Source organism: Thalassobaculum fulvum (assembly GCF_014652915.1).
In the GTDB taxonomy this organism is placed as follows: domain Bacteria; phylum Pseudomonadota; class Alphaproteobacteria; order Thalassobaculales; family Thalassobaculaceae; genus Thalassobaculum_A; species Thalassobaculum_A fulvum.
In genome coordinates this window covers 111,808-128,419 of sequence record NZ_BMZS01000012.1, presented here as the reverse complement: position 1 = coordinate 128,419, position 16,612 = coordinate 111,808, and the positions used below count along the sequence as shown (strand labels likewise).

Below are 16,612 nucleotides of genomic sequence, written 5' to 3'. Positions count from 1 at the left end.
TTCGCGGTGCCTGGGTTCGCGGTGCCTGGGTTCGCGGTGCCTGGGTTCGCGGTGCCTGGGTTCGCGGTGCCTGGGTTCGCTGTGCCTGGGTTCGCTGTGCCTGGGTTCGCTGTGTCTGGGTTCGCTGTGTCTGGCTTCATGGGCGAAACATGGCGCGGCGATGCGGCGATGGCAATCGGCGGCCGCGCGACCGATTCACGATGGAGTCACGCCGGATCGGCGACAGTCCTCCTCGCGCCCCTCGCTGCCGAGAGCAGACCCGGCGGCAGGGGCGAGCGTCATCGGGTGCCGACCGTGCAGACGGCCATCCGTTCCCTGACCCTCCCCGCGGCCCTGCGCCGCTCCCTGCCGTGCCCGCCCCCGGACGTCCCGTCCGGAGCGGGTACGGCTCCTTCTTTCGAGTTCCGCCCCCTTCCGTCGCGTTATCTCCCGTCGTATATAACGACCATGACCGATGCGACGACCCTCACCCGTCCGACCGCCGGCCCGGCGCCGCTGATCGACCCGTACCAGCGGGCCATCAGCTATCTGCGGGTCTCCGTCACCGACCGCTGCGACTTCCGCTGCGTGTACTGCATGGCGGAGAACATGACGTTCCTGCCGAAGGCGGACGTGCTGTCGCTGGAGGAGCTGGCGCGGCTGTGCAACGTGTTCGTCGACCTCGGCGTGCGCAAGCTGCGGCTGACCGGCGGCGAGCCGCTGGTCCGGCGCAACATCATGTGGCTGGTCCGCGAGCTCGGGAAGCGACTCGACGGCGGCGGCCTCGACGAGCTGACGGTCACCACCAACGGCTCGCAGCTCGCCAAGCTGGCGGACCAGCTGGTCGACGCCGGGGTGCGGCGGGTCAACGTCTCGATCGATACCCTCGACCCGGAGAAGTTCCAGGCGATCACCCGCTGGGGCAAGCTCGACAAGGTGATCGAGGGCCTGGACGCGGCCGAGCGCGCCGGACTGGCGATCAAGATCAACGCGGTGGCGCTGAAGGGCGTCAACGACGGCGAGCTCGGCGACATGCTGCAGTGGTGCGGCGACCGCGGCTACGACATGACCGTCATCGAGGTCATGCCGATGGGCGACATCGGCGGCGAGGACCGGGTCGAGCAGTACCTCCCGCTGTCGATGGTCCGCAGCCGGCTGGCCGAGCGCTTCACCCTGACCGACATCCCGTACAAGACCGGCGGCCCGGCGCGCTACGTGCGGGTCGAGGAGACCGGCGGCCGGCTCGGCTTCATCACCCCGCTGACCCACAATTTCTGCGAAAGCTGCAACCGGGTGCGGCTGACCTGCACCGGCACCCTGTACATGTGCCTCGGCCAGGACGACGCCGCCGACCTGCGGGCACCGCTGCGGGCCTCCGACGACGACGCGGTGCTGGAGGCGGCGGTGCGCGAGGCGATCGGCCGCAAGCCGAAGGGCCACGATTTCGTCATCGACCGCCGCCACAGGCAGCCCGCCGTGGCGCGGCACATGAGCGTCACCGGCGGCTGACGCCCGTCACACCGTGGGTCCCGGCTCTCCGCGGCCTTGCCGCTCCGGCCGGGATGAGGCGTAAAAGTCCCCCCTCATCCCGGACGCGCAGCGATCCGGGAGCCCGAAAACGCCCCGAAGTCAGTCGATGTCGATGCGGTGCGCCCAGGACCTGCCGTCGCTGACGGTGATCTGGGTGAAGCCGAGCAGCTTCAGCAGGTCGAGGAAGGTGTATTGGGCCAGCGGGTCGAGGTCGCGGAACACCGCGGTGGTGCGGGCGGTCGCGGTCAGCATGGCAAGCACCGCGCGGGCCCGGTAGAGGGTGTCCAGGGGGCCGTTCTGCAGGCCGATGAGGATCAGCTTCTCGGCCTCGGTGCCCTTGGCGAACATCGCGGTGATCGGCGCATAGGGCCGCTCCGTCTGGCCGGTGGTCACGCCGGTGACGAAGCCGATCCGGCGGGTCCGGTCGGAATCGGGAAGCGTCTGGATCCGCGAGCGGTAGACCTCGCTCGACGTCACCTCGGGGTAGTAGTAGCCCTCGTGCCGGTCGTCCGCCCGGGCCGCCGGCGCCGTCAGCAACAGGCCGGCCGCCAGCAGCGCCGCTGCGGCTCCCCCGGCAACCGGCCGCCACGGCCGCCGCCGCGCCGTTCCCCCGCATTCTCCGCGCATGAACTCGTCTCCCTTCGTCATCCGGCGCTTGGGCGCCGGCCGCATCATCGCCTATCTTGCCGCCGGGCGCGATCCGGCGCCGTGACCCGACCAGGCCCTTCGGGCGGAGGATCCGTGTGACCGAGATGAAACTCGCCTTCGTGTCGGCCTCGACCGAGGACGCCGCCGAGGCCCGCCAGGCCCTGGTCGCGCGCTACGGCGAGGTGCCGGCGTCGCAGGCCGAGGTCGTGGTGGCGCTGGGCGGCGACGGCCACATGCTGGAGACCCTGCGCTCGGCGATCGGCAGCGGCCGGCCGATCTACGGCATGAACCGCGGCACCGTCGGCTTCCTGATGAACGACTACCGGGCAGAGGACCTGCCGCAGCGCATCCGCGACGCCCAGCCGGTCACGCTGTACCCGCTGCGGATGCGCGCCACCTGCCGCGACGGCGCCGTCACCGAGGGGCTGGCGATCAACGAGGTGTCGCTGTTCCGGGCCTCGGCACAGGCCGCCAAGATCCGGATCACCGTCGACGGCGTGGTGCGGATGGAGGAGCTGGTGTGCGACGGCGTGCTGGTCGCCACCCCGGCCGGCTCGACCGCCTACAACCTGTCGGCCCACGGCCCGATCATCCCGCTCGGCGCCGACATCCTGGCGCTGACGCCGATCAGCGCATTCCGGCCCCGGCGCTGGCGCGGCGCCCTGCTGCCGCACTCGGCCCGCATCATGTTCGAGACCATCCGCCCGGAGAAGCGGCCGATCAACGCGGTCGCCGACGTCATGGAGGTGCGGGACGTGGTGGCGGTCGAGGTCTGGGAGGACCGCTCGGTCCGCCTGACCGTGCTCTACGACCCGGAGCACAATCTCGAGGAGCGGGTCCTCATGGAACAGTTCGCCCCCTGACGGAGCTATCGACGTGACCACCACCTGCGACGTGCTGATCATCGGCGGCGGCATGGCCGGCGCCTCCTGCGGCTACTTCCTGGCCGGGGACGCCGAAGTCGTGCTGCTGGAGCGCGAGGAGCAGCCCGGCTACCACACCACCGGCCGGTCGGCGGCGCTGTTCTACGAGAGCTACGGTAACGCGACGATCCGCAAGATCACCAAGGCCACCCGCAGCTTCCTGGAGACCCCGCCGGACGGCTTCGCGACCGGCCCGATCCTGAGTCCGCGCGGCATGCTGACGGTCGCCACCGAGGAGCTGGTCGGCCGGCTCGACGCCCATGCCGGCCAGGAGGGCGGGCCGCGCACCGAGGCGGTCGAGGGCGACGCCCTGTTCGAGCTGGCGCCGTTCCTGCGCCGCGACCGCATCGTCCGGGGCATCTACGAAACCGACGCGATGGACATCGACGTCAACGCGCTGCTGCAGGGCTTCCTGCGCGGCCTGCGCGCCAAGGGCGGCCGCACGGTGACCGACGCCGAGGTGCAGTCGCTGGCCCGCGCCGGCGCGGTCTGGCGGCTCGAGACCCGGGCCGGGACCTTCGAGGCCCCGGTGGTGATCAACGCCGCCGGCGCCTGGTGCGACGCGATCGCCGGCATGGCCGGGGTGCCGCCGGTCGGGCTGGTGCCGAAGCGCCGCACCGCCTTCACCTTCGACCCGCCGGCCGGCGCCGACGTCGCCCGCTGGCCGGGCGTCGACCTGGTCGACGAGAGCTGGTACGTGATCCCGAACGCCGGCCGCGTGCTCGGCAGCCCGGCCGACGAGACCCCGTCGGAGCCGTGCGACGCCCAGCCCGACGAGTACGACGTCGCCGTCGCGGTCGACCGCATCATGACCGACACGACGTTCGACATCCGCCGCCTGGCCTCGCGCTGGGCCGGCCTGCGCAGCTTCGTCGCCGACAAGTCACCGGTGGTCGGCTTCGATCCGTCGACCGAGGGCTTCCTGTGGCTGGCCGGCCAGGGCGGCTACGGTATCCAGACCTCGGCCGGGATGGGCCGGTTGTCGGCGTCGCTGGCGCGCGGCGGCGGCATCCCAGCCGACATGGCGGCGCTGGGGCTGACGGCTATGGACTTGGCGCCCGACCGGCCGGCGCTGGCCGGCGCCCGTCGCGCTACGCCCGCCTAGGCTCGACCGCCGCCCCGGCCTCCTCCGCCGGGCCGTTCGCCCGGTCGAAGCTCACCCGCTCGAAGCTCACCCGGTTCGGCGGAAAGCGCAGTTCCACCGTCGTGCCCTGGCCCGGCGCACTGACGATCGTCAGGTGGCCGCCGTGCAACTCCATCATCGACCTGGCAAGCGGCAAGCCGAGGCCGGTCCCGCCGTGTCGGCGGTTCAACGGGCCGTCGATCTGGCCGAACGGCGTCAGGGCGATACGGGTCTCGTCCTCCGACATGCCGATCCCGGTGTCGGTCACGGTCACGAGCAGCCAGCCGTTGTAGCGCGGCACCACGTCGAGGACGACGGAACCGCCGGCCGCCGTGAACTTCACCGCGTTCGACAGGATGTTGATGAGGATCTGCCGGATCATCCGTTCGACGCCGGTCAGGCGAACCGCCACGGCCGGCAGCAGGGCCTGCAGGGACACGCCGGCCTGGACCGCCATCGGCTCGACGATGGTCATCGAGGCCTCGACAACCTCCGCGATCGGCATCGTGTCGTCGTCCTCGATCACGGCCTGCCCCGACTCGATCTTCGCGATGTCGAGAATGTCGTTGATGATCTCGAGCAGATGCGTGCCGCTGGCGTTGATGTCCGCGGCGTATCCCCGGTAGCGGGGATCCTCCAGCGGGCCGAGCCGCTGACCGGCCATGACGTCCGAGAAGCCGATGATGGCGTTCAGCGGCGTTCGCAGCTCGTGGCTCATGGCGGCCAGGAAAGTCGACTTGGCCCGGTTCCCCTCCTCGGCCTTGTGCAGCGCCCAGGCCAGCTCGTCGGTCATCCGCCGCAGCGCCTGCCGCGATCGCACCAGCTCGCGGATGATCAGCTGGGCGTACAGCACGACCGGGGTCGCGATCAGGATGGTGATCAGAGCCGCCCCGAACAGCACGTCGGGGCCGACCGGATACAAGCCCAGCACGGACAGCAGGACGTGCAGCGACACTGCGGCCACCACTGCCGCCGACACCAGCAGGGCGGTGGCGGTCGCGAGATGCCGCCGGCCGAGCCAGCGGTTCAGCGACGCCAGGATGCCGGAACGCCGCGGCGGGCCGCTGCCGTCGGCTCCGCCCGGGGTGGTCTCCCGCGGGAGCGCTCCTGTTTCGGCCAAGGGGCCCGTTCCTTCACGATGTCCGCTGATCGTCCGGGAGCATAGTCCGGGAACCTTAACCGATGGTGAGCGCCCGGCCGGACGCGGCGGTCGGGCCGAGCGCGGGCCGAAAAGGCTGGCAACGAACCGTTGTTCGATTTAAAGAACAACAATTCTTTCAACAGAACGATCAGGTCGACGCACCATGCTCGCCCACCCGTCCCTGCGTCCGGCTCCGGTCACCGGGGTTCCGGATCCGGAACCGGAGCATCGCCGCTTTGACAGCGCGTCCGCCGGCCCTTATCTAGCGGCGCGGCGCAACACATCCGTCACGGAACCGGCCATGAACCATCTCGACGCCCTCGAAGCGCAGAGCGTCTACATCCTGCGCGAGGCGTTCAACAAGTTCGACCGACTGGGCATGCTCTGGTCGCTCGGCAAGGATTCGAACGTCATGCTGTGGCTGGCCAAGAAGGCGTTCTTCGGCCACGTGCCGTTCCCGGCGATGTTCTGCGACACCGGCAAGAAGTTCCCGGAGATGTACGCGTTCCAGAAGAAGTACGCGGTCGAGTGGGGGCTGAACTTCGTCCGGCGCGACTGTCCGCCGATCGAGGAGATCGACCCGACGCTGCCGCCGGCGGCCCGCTCGGCGGCCCGCAAGACCGAGGCCCTGAAGCGGCTGATCGCCGAGCTGGACCTGCAGGCGGTGATCGCCGGCATCCGCCGCGACGAGGAAGCGACCCGCGCCAAGGAGCGGGTGTTCAGCCCGCGCGGCGAGAACGCCGAATGGGACTTCCGCGACCAGCCGCCGGAGTTCTGGGACCAGTTCAAGACCGACTTCGCGCCGGGCACCCACATCCGGGTGCACCCGCTGCTGCATTGGACCGAGCTCGACATCTGGCTCTACATCCAGCGCGAGGGCATCCCGCTGGTGCCGCTGTACTTCGCCCGCGACGGCAAGCGCTACCGCTCGCTCGGCGACATGGACATCACCAACCCGATCAAGAGCGACGCCGACACCGTCGAGAAGATCATCGCCGAGCTGCGCACCACCAAGGTGGCCGAGCGCAGCGGCCGGGCGATGGACCACGAGAGCGAGGACGCCTTCGAGCGCCTGCGCTCCGCCGGCTACATGTAAGGGGGCCCCTCCCGTGAGCACCGCTCTCCCGTCCGCGCCCGCCGCCCGGCTCGACGTCGACCTGACGCCGATGAAGCTGGTCATCGTCGGGCACGTCGACCACGGCAAGTCGACCCTGATCGGCCGCCTCCTGCACGACACCGGCTCGCTGCCCGAGGGCAAGGTCGAGGCGGTGCGCGCCATGTCCGAGCGCCGCGGCATGCCGATGGAATGGGCGTTCGTCCTGGACGCCCTGCAGGCCGAGCGCGACCAGGGCATCACCATCGACACCACGCAGATCTTCTTCAAGACCGCGCGCCGGCCCTACGTCATCATCGACGCGCCCGGCCACAAGGAGTTCCTGAAGAACATGGTGTCCGGCGCCGCCTCGGCCGACGCCGCCATCCTGGTGGTCGACGCCAAGGACGGGGTGCAGGAACAGACTCGCCGACACGGCTACATCCTGCACCTGCTGGGCCTCGACCGGGTGGTGGTCGCGGTCAACAAGATGGACCTGGTCGGCCACGACGAGGCCCGGTTCCGGCAGGTCGCCGACGACGTCCGGCACTATCTGGCCGGCATGAACATCGTCCCGGCCCACATCCTGCCGGTCTCGGCCCGTCACGGCGACGGGCTCGCCCAGGTGTCGGATCGCATGCCCTGGTTCGAGGGGCCGACTCTGCTGCAGGCGCTCGACGGGATCGAGGCCAAGCCACTGCCGGTCGAGCTGCCGCTGCGGTTTCCGATCCAAGACGTCTACAAGTTCGACGAGCGCCGGATCCTGGCCGGCCGCATCGAGAGCGGCCGGCTCAGCGTCGGCGACACCCTGCTGTTCAGCCCGACCAACGCGGCCGCGCGGGTGAGGTCGATCGAGGCCTGGGCCGTCGACGGCCCGGTGATGTCGGCCTCGGCCGGCCAGTCGATCGGCATCACCCTGGACGACCAGTTGTTCGTCGAGCGCGGCCACGTCGCGTCGCATCGGATCGACCCGCCGGTCGAGACCAACGTGTTCCGGGCCCGCATCTTCTGGCTCGGCCGGGCCCCGCTGGAGGTCGGCCGGCGCTACAAGCTCAAGCTCGCGACCATGGAGCACACGGTCGAGGTGCAGGCGATCGAACGAGTGATCGACGTTGCCGACCTGTCGGAACGGCCGGCCGACCGGATCGAGCGCAACGAGGTCGGCGAGATCATCCTGCGGGCCCGGGCCAAGCTGGCGCTCGACCCGTTCGTCGACAACCCGCGCCTCGGCCGGTTCGTGCTGATCGACGGCTACGACATGGCCGGCGGCGGCCTGGTGTCGATGGACGGGTTCCCGAACCAGCGCAGCCGGGGCGAGCCGACCTCGCAGAACATCACCGCGGTCGAGCACCGGGTCACGACCGACGCGCGCTGGCAGGCCAACGGCCACCGGAGCGGGGTGCTCTGGCTGACCGGGCTGTCGGGTGCGGGCAAGTCGACCCTGGCGCTCGAGCTGGAACAGGCGCTGTTCCGTAAGGGCTGGCAGGCCTACGTGCTGGACGGCGACAATATCCGCTTCGGGCTGTCCGCCGACCTCGGCTTCGCGCCCGAGGACCGCGCCGAGAACATCCGCCGGGTCGGCGAGGTGGCAGCACTGTTCGCGCGGGCCGGCGTGCTGGTGATCACGGCGTTCATCTCGCCGTACCGAGAGGACCGAGACCGCGCCCGCGCGGTGGCACCTGACCTGTTCCACGAGGTCTACGTGAAGGCCGACCTGGAAGTCTGCGAGACCCGCGACCCGAAAGGGTTGTACAAGAAGGCGCGAAAAGGTGAGATCGCCGAATTCACGGGGATCTCGGCGCCGTACGAGTCGCCGGTGTCGCCGGAGCTGGAAATCGACACCGGTGCCCTGTCGCTGGCCGAATCGATCGAACGGCTGCTCGGCTACGTCGAGGCGAACTTCGGGATGAATGGCAGGGAATAGCGGGGCCAGCATGACCACCGAGATCGTCCTCGCCAGCCACACCGAGGAGGCCGATCCGGCGTTCGCCGCGGCCCGCGAGCGCGTGCTCGACTGGCTCGACGGGCACGGCCGTGCCGCCGGCGTGGTGTTCGCGGCCAGGCCCCTGGCCCTGACCGCGAGCCGCGACGGCCGACCGGTCGGCGGGCTGATCGGCTCCACCAATCTGGGCTGGCTGCATGTCAACCTGCTCGCTGTCGCGCCCGAGGCCCGTCGCCAGGGCGTCGGCCGCAAGCTGCTGGAAGCCGCCGAGGCGCTGGCCCGGGAGCGCGGCTGCCACGGCGCCTGGCTGGACACCTACGACCACCAGGGTCCGGACTACTACCCGCGCCTCGGGTGGGTGAAGTTCGGCGAGATCCCGGACTTCCCGATGGGCGGTTGCCGGCTGTTCTACCGCAAGGCCCTCTGACGGCCCGACGCCGCCGCGAAGAAATCCGCCGCCACGTGGTCGTAACCCATTGAGAGCGGCCGACGGCGGGCCCACCTCATGGATGTGGAGAGTTTTCGCGAAGACCCGGACGATGGATCCGGGCGCTGGAGCGTGCGGGGTTCATGCAGTCGACCGTTTCGAATCATTCCCTGGCGGACGTCCAGGCGCTGCTGCGTGCCGGTCAGTTCGAGACCGCGCGGGACCGCGCCGCAGCACTGATCCGGACCGGAGGCGGCCCGGGGGACTATCTCGCCCTTGCCCAGGCGCTGCAGCATCTCGGCCAGCGCGACGAGGCCCTGAACACCCTGGGTATCGGGCTGGCCCGCTGGCCCGGCGACCGGGCCCTTGCGCTCATGCGGGGCCATGCCCTGATGGCGGCCGGTCGGCACGACGAAGCGGCGTCGGCGTTCGAGCGGCGGCTGCGCGACGCGCCCGGCGATGGCGACGCGATGCTGGCGGCGGCCGTGGCGCGCGCCCAGGGCGCCGACCCGGGCCGATCGCTGCCGCTGTTCGACACTCTGCTGCGCGCCGCGCCCGGCCGCACCGACATCCTCTACAACAAGGCGATCGCCCAGAAGGCGGCGGGCGACCTCGCCGGCTCCGAGGCGTCCTACCGCACCGTCGTCGCGCAGGCTCCCGAGTTGCACGCCGCCTGGCGCAATCTCGGCAACCTGCTACTGGACCAGGGCCGGCTGGACGAAGCCGCGGCCGCCTATCACGCCGGCTTCCTGAAGCGCCGGGCCCGCGGCGCCAATCCCGGCGACCCGGACCTGCGCGTGACCTCGGCCGCCAAGCTGCGCCACGACCTCCAGCAGATCGAGCACCTGGCGGAGCGCCGGTTGTTGGCGCCGGCCGATCACGGGCTGATCGACGCCTACCGGACGGTGCTCGCCGGGGTCGAAGCGGCCTCCAGCGGCGGACGGGCCGTGCTGTCGGACCAGCAACTCGCCCGGCTCGGGGGCAGCTACCAGCGCATCCTGCACGTCGACCCGGCCCCGAGGATCACCGGGCCGGTGATCAACCCCGACCTCGACGTCGCCGGCATCACACGGCGCTACTTCGAGGGGCCGGCCGAGCTGGCGGTGGTCGACGACGTGCTGACGCCGGAAGCGCTGTCCGCCCTGCGCCGGTTCATGAACGACAGCTCGATCTGGCACAAGTGGCGGTTCTCGAACGACAACGGCTATGTCGGGGCGATGCTGGCCGACGGCTTCTTCAACCCGCTGCTGGTGCAGATCAGCGAGGCGGTGCGGGCCGCCTTCCTCGACATCTTCGGGCCGCACCGGCTGCAGCAGACCTGGGCGTTCAAGCACTCCGAGCATGTCGAAGGCGTGCCGATCCACGCCGACAGCGCGGCGGTGAACGTCAACCTCTACACCACCCCCGACGACGCCAACCTCGACCCGGAGACCGGCGGCATCGTGGTGTGGGACACCGCCGCCCCGCTGGACTGGGACTTCGCCAAGATCAACACCGACGAGGACGCCCTGCTGCGGCACCTCGAGTCGGTCGGGGCGACGGCGCACCGGATCCCGCACCGGCAGAATCGCATCGTCATCTTCGACAGCGACCTGGTGCATCGGACCGACGACCTGCGGTTCCGGCCCGGCTACCTGAACCGGCGCATCAACGTGACCATGCTGTACGGGCGGCGGACCGATACCGGGCACTGAGACGCCGGACGGCGAAAACTTCGCAGCCGAGGCGGCCGGTGGGTTCCGGATCCACCCCGCCGCCCCGGCGCGGACGAGCCGGAACCCACCCGCCCCTACACCGTCAGCACGATCTTGCCGGTGACCCGCCGCTCAGCCAGGGCGTGCAGCGCGTCCTTGGCCTGCGCCAGCGGATAGGTGGCGCTGATCAGCGGCTTGATCCTGCCGGCGGCGTGCAGCTCGAACAGCCGCCGGAAGTTCTCGGCGTCGGCCTCCGGTTCGGTTCGCCGGAACTGCCCCCAGAACACCCCGACCACCGCGCAGCCCTTCAGCAGGGTCAGGTTGGCCGGCACCTTGGGAATCTCGCCGCTGGCGAAACCGACCACAAGGTAGCGGCCGTTCCAGGCCATCGAGCGCAGGGTCGGCTCGAACAGGTCGCCGCCGACCGGGTCGTAGACCACGTCGACGCCACGGCCGCCGGTCAGCTCCTTCAGCCGGTCGCGGTAACCGTCCTCGGTGTAGTTCACCAGGTCGTCGGCACCCTGCGCGCGGGCGATCTCCAGCTTCTCCGGCGTGCTGGCGGCGGCGATCACCCGCGCGCCCAGCGCCTTGGCGATCTGGATGGCGGAGATGCCGACGCCGCCGGCCGCCCCCAGGACCAGCAGGGTCTCGCCCGGCTTGATCGCGGCCCGCTGCACCAGCGCGTGGTAGGAGGTGCCGTAGGTCAGCGCGAACCCGGCCGCGGTGACCTCGTCCATGGTCTCGGGCCGGCGCATCAGCCGGTCGGCCTTGGCGACCACCTCTTCGGCGAAGCCGCCCCACAGCGTGGTGGCCAGGACCGGGTCGCCGACCGACCAGCCCTCGACGGCGCTGCCGACTTCGGCCACGGTCCCCGAGACCTCGCCCCCCGGGGCGAACGGCGGCTCCGGCTTGAACTGGTACTTGCCCTGGACGATCAGCACGTCGGGGAAGTTCACGCCGCAGGCGGCCACCCGGATCCGCACCTCGTCGGGCTGCAGCGGCGGGCTCGCCGCCTCCTCGAACACGAGGTCGTCGATCGGGCCGAAGGCCCGGCAGTGCATCGCCCGCATGGTGCTATCCGTGGTTTCGTTCAGCCGCGTGTCGGGGTGACACGATAGGCGCAGCGGCGGGCCCCGGCCAGCACGTGATCGGTACGCTCGACCACGGCGTCCTCGCCGAGAACGTCGCGGAAGATCGCCAGCTCCGACCGGCACAGGTTCTGGCACTTCGCCGCGGCGGCACAGATCGGGCAGTGATTCTCGATCAGCACGTAGTCGCCGCCCTCCTCGCGCCGCCACTCGGCCATGTAGCCCTCGCGGTCGCGCAGCTCGGCCAGCACCTTGACCCGGCCCTCGACCGAGCGGGTCCGGGCCATCGCCTTCCGGTAAGTCTCGCGCTGCACCGCCTCGCGGCGCGCGATCAGCCGGTCCAGCCCGCCCTCCCCGAACTCCTCGCGGACCGCGTCCAGCAGGCCGACCGTCAGCTCGGCGTGCCGGTCCGGGAACCGGGCGTGCCCGGCCTCGGTGAGCCGCCACAGCCGCTTCGGCCGTCCCCTGCCCTCGCGCCGGTCGTCATAGGTGACGAGGCCGTCGGCCTCGGCCTTCACCAGCAGCTGCCGGACTGCCTCCGAGGTCACGCCGAACTCGGCGCCGAGCTCGGCGATCGCCTGCGGTCCGCGGGTCTTGAGGCGGAACAGGATGCGGTCGGTGGTCGTGTCGGCCAAGGTCACCTCCGGGTCGGCACCCCCTTATACCAAGAAATATCTTGTCGAACCAGAGCGTCGCGATCACGATGCCGGAAACGACAACCGACCTGAACACTCCGGGAGGACCGCCGACATGGCCGGCGCCGAGGCGAGCGACGCGGACGACATCCCCCTCAGCTGGGGGCAACTGCTGGGGCCCGAGTATCTGCTGCCGACCGTCACGCTCTGCTTCAGCATCTCGCTGTATGCCGTCAACCTGTTCGTGTTCGCCAGCCTTGCGCCGTCGATCGTCGCAGACCTCGGCGAACTCGAGCGGCTGCACTGGGCGACCACCCTGTACGTCGTTGCCTCGATCATCAGTTCGGCGGCGGCCGGGCAGATCCGGGCACGCTTCGGGGTCCGCCGCGCCGTTCTGACGGCGGTGTGCGCCTTCGCCCTCGGATCGGCCGTGGCCGCGCTGTCGCCAAGCATGACCGTCGTGCTTGTCGGCCGCGCCGTCCAGGGGCTGGGTTCCGGGTTGCTGATGGCCGGTGCGCACGGCCTGATCCGCGACCTGTTTCCAAAGTCCAGCTGGTCGCGGATGTTCGCGGTGATCTCCGGGGTCTGGGGTATCGCCGCCTTCGCCGGCCCGCTGCTCGGCGGGGTGTTCGCCGCCCTCGGCGAGTGGCGCTGGGGATTCTTCGCCATGCTGCCGTTGTGCGGCCTGCTCTACGTCGCCGTGCTGCGGACGGTTCCGGCCAGCCGAGGCGGCCGCACCGGCGGCTCGGTCGCCCCCACCCTGCGGCTGGCCCTGATCGGCGGCGCGGCGCTGGCGGTCGGATCCGCCGGCCGGCAGGGCGAAGGGCTGACGGCTTTGACGATCGCCATCGCGGTCGCCCTGCTGCTGGTCGCCATGGCCTGGGAACGGCGGGCCACCGACCGGCTGTTCCCGCACGGCATGTTCCGACCGAACACCGTGCTCGGCGGCGGTGTTACCTTCGTGTTCTTCATCGCCTTCAGCACGTCGGTCACGGTTATCTACGGCCCCTACTTCCTGACCACCCTGCATGGCGTGCCGCCGCTCGCCACCGGCTACGTGGTGACCGCGCAGTCGATCTCCTGGACGGCCGCGGCCCTGGTGGTCGCCGGTTTCGTAGGGCTGCGCGCGAGGCTCTCGACGGCCGCCGGACCGGCGGTCAGCGGCGCCGGCATGCTCGGCTGTGCCCTGTTCGTTGCGGACGGCCCGCTACCGGCCGCGGTCGCCGCCATCACGCTGATCGGCGCCGGCATCGGCATGGCCTGGAGCCACGTGGCCAAGCGGATCTTCGACGACGCCGGCGAGGCCGACCGCGACCGGGTGACCAGCGTGATCCCGACCACGCAGGCGCTCGGCATCGCCTTCGGCTCGGCCACCGCCGGCATCGTCGCCGACCGTGCCGGGCTGGCCGACACCCCGCCGCCGGAGGTGGTCGCCGAGGCGGCCCGGCTGGTCTACTACGCCCTGCTGCCGGCGATCGCCCTGGCGTTCGCGGGCGCGGTGCGGAACGCGTATGGCGGTGGGACGACGGAGCGGCGGGTGGGTTCCGGAGCCGCGCGCTGATGCGCGCTCTCCGGAATGACGAAAATTAGGAGCAGACAACATCCACCCTTCGTCATCCCGGAGGGGCCGCGCAAGCGGCCGGCTCCGGGACCCACGAAGTGACGTGCGCGGGAGCACAAGGCCCTACCCGATCAGCTTCTCCAGGGTCTCCAGCCGGTCGGCTTCGGCCGCCGGCTTGTCCCAGCGGATCCGGGAAATGCGCGGGAACCGCATGGCGACGCCGGACTTATGGCGCGGCGAGCGGTGGATGCTATCGAACGCCACCTCGAACACCAGCCCGTGGGTCACCTCGCGCACCGGGCCGAAGCGGTTGACGGTGTGGTCGCGCACCCACTTGTCGAGCAGCTTCAGCTCGTCGTCGGTGAAGCCGAAATACGCCTTGCCGACCGGCACCAGCTCGGGCGCGCCGGTCTCCGGATGCTCGCGCCAGGCGCCGAAGGTGTAGTCGGAGTAGAACGAGCTGCGCTTGCCGTGGCCGCGCTGGGCGTACATGAGAACGGCATCAACGGTGAGCGGTCCTCTTTTCCACTTGTACCAGAGGCCCTTGGGCCGGCCCGCGACGTAGGGCGCGTCCCGGCGCTTCAGCATCAGCCCCTCGGTCGCGGTGTCGCGGGCGCCAGCCCGCAGCGCCTCCAGCTCGTCGCGGCCGGCGAACTCGACGATCGCCGACAGGTCCATGCGCTGCGGCGCCGTGCGCGCGTGGAACGCCTCCAGCCGGGCCCGGCGCTCGACCAGCGGCAGATCGCGCAGGTCCTCCGCCCCCTCGAACAGGATGTCGTACAGCCGCACGAAGGCCGGGTACTTGCGCAGCATCGCACCGGTCACGGTCTTGCGGTTCAGGCGCTGCTGCAGCTCGTTGAACGGCCGCACCTCGCCGCCCGCCACCACCAGCAGCTCGCCGTCCAGCACCGCCTCGAAGGTGACGTGATCGAGCACGTCCGGGAACGCCGCGCCGATGTCGTCGCCGGTACGCGAGTACAGCCGCTTCTCGCCGCCGCGCGCGACGATCTGCACGCGGATGCCGTCCCATTTCCACTCGGCGAGGAAGGCCGAGAAGTCCAGGCCCTCGACCTCGTCGTCCTCCAGCGGGTGCGCCAGCATAGGCGGCCGGAACACCGGCTTGTCCTCCAGGTCCGGCCGCGGGGTCCGGCGGTCCAGCCAGGCGAACAGCTCGCCATAGGGCGGCTCCAGCCCGTGCCAGACCTCCTCGATCTCGGTCGGGTCGACTCCGCCGTACTCCGCCAGCGCCACCTTGGCGAGCCGGGCCGAAACCCCGACCCTCAAGCCCCCGGTGATCAGCTTCAGCAGCGCCCAGCGGCCGGTGGCGTCGAGCGGATCCAGCCATTCCTCGATGACGTCCGGGGCGTCCGAGCGGGCGGTGGTACGCAGCCGCTCCACCACCTCGCTGAGCGTCGGCCAGGCCCGGTTCGAGCGCCGCTCCGGCCAGATCAGCGCCGTGGTCTCGGCGAGGTCGCCGACGTAGTCGTAGGACCAGCCGAACAGCACCGGGTCGACCCGCCGCATCGCCAGCTCGCGGATCGCCCCGGCCTTGACGCCGGGGAAGCTCAGCGCGCCGGTCAGCGCCGCCAGCGCCCAGCCCCGATCGGGGTCCGGGGCGTGCCGGAAGTAGTCGACGATCAGCGCCAGCTTGGTGTTGCGCGAGGGCGTGTAGATCAACCGGTCCAGCAGCTGCGCGAACGGCGTCACGACCCGCCCTCGTCCTCGTAGCCGACCAGGGCGAGCGCCCGCGCCCGGTAGCCGCGGGCGTTGGCGGCGTGCATCAGCGCTTCCTCGCGGCCGTGGGTGATCCAGACCTCCGGCGCGCCGACATCGTCGAAGGTCTGCAGCAGCTCGTCCCAGTCGGCGTGGTCGGAGATCACCAGCGGCAGTTCGACCCCGCCCTGGCGCGCGCGCTGGCGCACCCGCATCCAGCCCGACGCCATGCACACCACCGGGTCCGGCAGCCGGCGCGCCCAGCGGTCGATGATCGCCGACGGCGGCGCCAGCACGATGCCGCCCTTGAACTCGTCCTTCGGCACGCCCTTGGCGCCCGCGGTCGCCGGCCGCAGGTCGCCGAGGCTCACCCCGTGCGCCTCGTACAGCGCGCACATCGGCAGCAGCGCGCCGTGGGCGTAGATCGGCCGGTCCCAGCCGGCCTCGCGCAATAGCCCGATGACCCGCTGGGCCTTGCCGAGCGAGTACACCCCGACCACGTGGCAGCGCTCCGGGAACAGCCGCACGCTGTCCAGCAGCCGGGCGATCTCGGCGCGGTCGTCGGGGTGGCGGAACACCGGCAGGCCGAAGGTCGCCTCGGTCACGAACACGTCGCACCGCACCGGCACGAACGGCGCGCAGGTCGGGTCGGCCCGGCGCTTGTAGTCGCCAGAGACCACGATCCGACTGCCGCGGTACTCGATCAGCACCTGGGCGCTGCCGAGCACGTGGCCGGCCGGGTGCAGGGACACCTCGACCTCGCCGAGCCGCACCACCTCGCCATAGGCCAGCGGCTGCTTGGCCTGGCCCGGCTGCGCGCCGATCCGGTGGTCCATGATCGCCAGGGTCTCGGCGGTCGCCAGCACCGCCCGATGGCCCGGCCGGGCATGGTCGGAATGGCCGTGAGTGATCACCGCCCGGTCCACGGCGCGCAGCGGATCGACGTAGAAGCCGCCGGGCACGACGTACAGCCCCTGCGGGCGCACCTCGACCCAGGTCTCGGGATGGGGGGCTATCATGGCGGAGAGGTTAGGTAGCGGTAGCGCAGCGTCAACCGGCCCTTCGCGGCCCAGCTTACGCGGGGCACCTCAGGGCGACAGGGATTGAACGACGCT

At 71.1% G+C, this 16,612-nt stretch carries 15 protein-coding genes; 8 read left to right on the top strand and 7 right to left on the bottom strand.

The annotated features are described in order from the left end of the window. Positions 1 to 140: hypothetical protein (locus IE246_RS28260; RefSeq protein WP_444545914.1), on the bottom strand; the 140-nt coding region annotated here is incomplete at its 3' end. 307 nt (positions 141 to 447) lie between these two features. Here IE246_RS28260 and moaA point away from each other — a divergent pair. Then, on the top strand, positions 448 to 1,488 hold the full coding sequence (gene moaA, locus IE246_RS23500; protein WP_189994286.1) for a GTP 3',8-cyclase MoaA: 1,041 nt from the start codon (positions 448 to 450) through the stop codon (positions 1,486 to 1,488). A 120-nt stretch (positions 1,489 to 1,608) separates the two neighbouring features. On the opposite strand, the gene IE246_RS23495 is transcribed toward moaA, so the two are convergent. Further along, on the bottom strand, positions 1,609 to 2,136 hold the full coding sequence (locus tag IE246_RS23495) for a molybdopterin-guanine dinucleotide biosynthesis protein A (protein WP_189994285.1): 528 nt from the start codon (positions 2,134 to 2,136) through the stop codon (positions 1,609 to 1,611). Positions 2,137 to 2,261: 125 nt separating this feature from the next. Between IE246_RS23495 and IE246_RS23490 the strand changes: the two genes are divergently transcribed. Together IE246_RS23490 and IE246_RS23485 are read left to right on the top strand one after the other, a co-directional pair. Beyond that, complete coding sequence (locus IE246_RS23490; protein WP_189994563.1) at positions 2,262 to 3,020, top strand: NAD kinase; 759 nt, start codon at positions 2,262 to 2,264, stop codon at positions 3,018 to 3,020. A gap of 13 nt (positions 3,021 to 3,033) precedes the next feature. After that, positions 3,034 to 4,185, top strand: a complete 1,152-nt coding sequence (locus IE246_RS23485) for an NAD(P)/FAD-dependent oxidoreductase (protein WP_189994283.1) — start codon at positions 3,034 to 3,036, stop codon at positions 4,183 to 4,185. On the opposite strand, the gene IE246_RS23480 is transcribed toward IE246_RS23485, so the two are convergent. Next, a complete protein-coding gene (locus tag IE246_RS23480) occupies positions 4,172 to 5,323 on the bottom strand; it encodes a sensor histidine kinase (protein ID WP_189994281.1) in 1,152 nt (383 codons plus the stop codon). The genes IE246_RS23485 and IE246_RS23480 overlap by 14 nt on opposite strands. Before the next feature lie 322 nt (positions 5,324 to 5,645). Here IE246_RS23480 and cysD point away from each other — a divergent pair, with 322 nt between their 5' ends. The 4 genes from cysD to IE246_RS23460 all read left to right on the top strand — a co-directional run bounded on the left by cysD (position 5,646) and on the right by IE246_RS23460 (position 10,500). Beyond that, positions 5,646 to 6,440: a sulfate adenylyltransferase subunit CysD gene (gene cysD / locus IE246_RS23475; RefSeq protein ID WP_189994279.1), complete on the top strand. Its 795-nt coding sequence runs from the start codon at positions 5,646 to 5,648 to the stop codon at positions 6,438 to 6,440. Between the two features lie 13 nt (positions 6,441 to 6,453). Next, the gene (gene cysC / locus IE246_RS23470; RefSeq protein WP_373297902.1) at positions 6,454 to 8,361 is read left to right on the top strand and encodes an adenylyl-sulfate kinase; all 1,908 of its coding nucleotides are present in this window, start codon (positions 6,454 to 6,456) and stop codon (positions 8,359 to 8,361) included. A gap of 10 nt (positions 8,362 to 8,371) precedes the next feature. After that, on the top strand, positions 8,372 to 8,806 hold the full coding sequence (locus IE246_RS23465) for a GNAT family N-acetyltransferase (protein ID WP_189994277.1): 435 nt from the start codon (positions 8,372 to 8,374) through the stop codon (positions 8,804 to 8,806). A gap of 143 nt (positions 8,807 to 8,949) precedes the next feature. After that, positions 8,950 to 10,500 (top strand): tetratricopeptide repeat protein, encoded by a 1,551-nt coding sequence (locus IE246_RS23460; protein ID WP_189994275.1) that lies wholly within the window; start codon positions 8,950 to 8,952, stop codon positions 10,498 to 10,500. 95 nt (positions 10,501 to 10,595) lie between these two features. On the opposite strand, the gene IE246_RS23455 is transcribed toward IE246_RS23460, so the two are convergent. Both IE246_RS23455 and IE246_RS23450 read right to left on the bottom strand, forming a co-directional pair. Continuing rightward, complete coding sequence (locus IE246_RS23455) at positions 10,596 to 11,570, bottom strand: NADPH:quinone oxidoreductase family protein (RefSeq protein ID WP_189994272.1); 975 nt, start codon at positions 11,568 to 11,570, stop codon at positions 10,596 to 10,598. A gap of 20 nt (positions 11,571 to 11,590) precedes the next feature. After that, a complete protein-coding gene (locus tag IE246_RS23450; RefSeq protein WP_189994270.1) occupies positions 11,591 to 12,223 on the bottom strand; it encodes a helix-turn-helix transcriptional regulator in 633 nt (210 codons plus the stop codon). Between the two features lie 115 nt (positions 12,224 to 12,338). Here IE246_RS23450 and IE246_RS23445 point away from each other — a divergent pair, with 115 nt between their 5' ends. Next, positions 12,339 to 13,784 carry an MFS transporter gene (locus IE246_RS23445; RefSeq protein ID WP_189994268.1) on the top strand — a complete coding sequence of 482 codons (1,446 nt, stop codon included), beginning with the start codon at positions 12,339 to 12,341 and terminating at the stop codon, positions 13,782 to 13,784. Between the two features lie 123 nt (positions 13,785 to 13,907). Here IE246_RS23445 and IE246_RS23440 read toward each other — a convergent pair whose 3' ends face one another. Both IE246_RS23440 and IE246_RS23435 read right to left on the bottom strand, forming a co-directional pair. Then, on the bottom strand, positions 13,908 to 15,491 hold the full coding sequence (locus IE246_RS23440; RefSeq protein ID WP_189994267.1) for a cisplatin damage response ATP-dependent DNA ligase: 1,584 nt from the start codon (positions 15,489 to 15,491) through the stop codon (positions 13,908 to 13,910). Next, positions 15,488 to 16,516, bottom strand: a complete 1,029-nt coding sequence (locus IE246_RS23435; RefSeq protein ID WP_189994266.1) for a ligase-associated DNA damage response exonuclease — start codon at positions 16,514 to 16,516, stop codon at positions 15,488 to 15,490. Before IE246_RS23435 ends, IE246_RS23440 begins: the two co-directional genes overlap by 4 nt. Positions 16,517 to 16,612: the final 96 nt, after the last annotated feature.

Bases quoted from the DNA above. Each gene is read 5' to 3' on its own strand.
- moaA (WP_189994286.1), top strand. From the start codon at position 448: ATGACCGATGCGACGACCCTCACCCGTCCGACCGCCGGCCCGGCGCCG.
- IE246_RS23495 (WP_189994285.1), bottom strand. From the start codon at position 2,136: ATGCGCGGAGAATGCGGGGGAACGGCGCGGCGGCGGCCGTGGCGGCCG.
- IE246_RS23490 (WP_189994563.1), top strand. From the start codon at position 2,262: ATGAAACTCGCCTTCGTGTCGGCCTCGACCGAGGACGCCGCCGAGGCC.
- cysD (WP_189994279.1), top strand. From the start codon at position 5,646: ATGAACCATCTCGACGCCCTCGAAGCGCAGAGCGTCTACATCCTGCGC.
- IE246_RS23465 (WP_189994277.1), top strand. From the start codon at position 8,372: ATGACCACCGAGATCGTCCTCGCCAGCCACACCGAGGAGGCCGATCCG.
- IE246_RS23460 (WP_189994275.1), top strand. From the start codon at position 8,950: ATGCAGTCGACCGTTTCGAATCATTCCCTGGCGGACGTCCAGGCGCTG.
- IE246_RS23455 (WP_189994272.1), bottom strand. From the start codon at position 11,570: ATGCGGGCGATGCACTGCCGGGCCTTCGGCCCGATCGACGACCTCGTG.
- IE246_RS23445 (WP_189994268.1), top strand. From the start codon at position 12,339: ATGGCCGGCGCCGAGGCGAGCGACGCGGACGACATCCCCCTCAGCTGG.
- IE246_RS23435 (WP_189994266.1), bottom strand. From the start codon at position 16,516: ATGATAGCCCCCCATCCCGAGACCTGGGTCGAGGTGCGCCCGCAGGGG.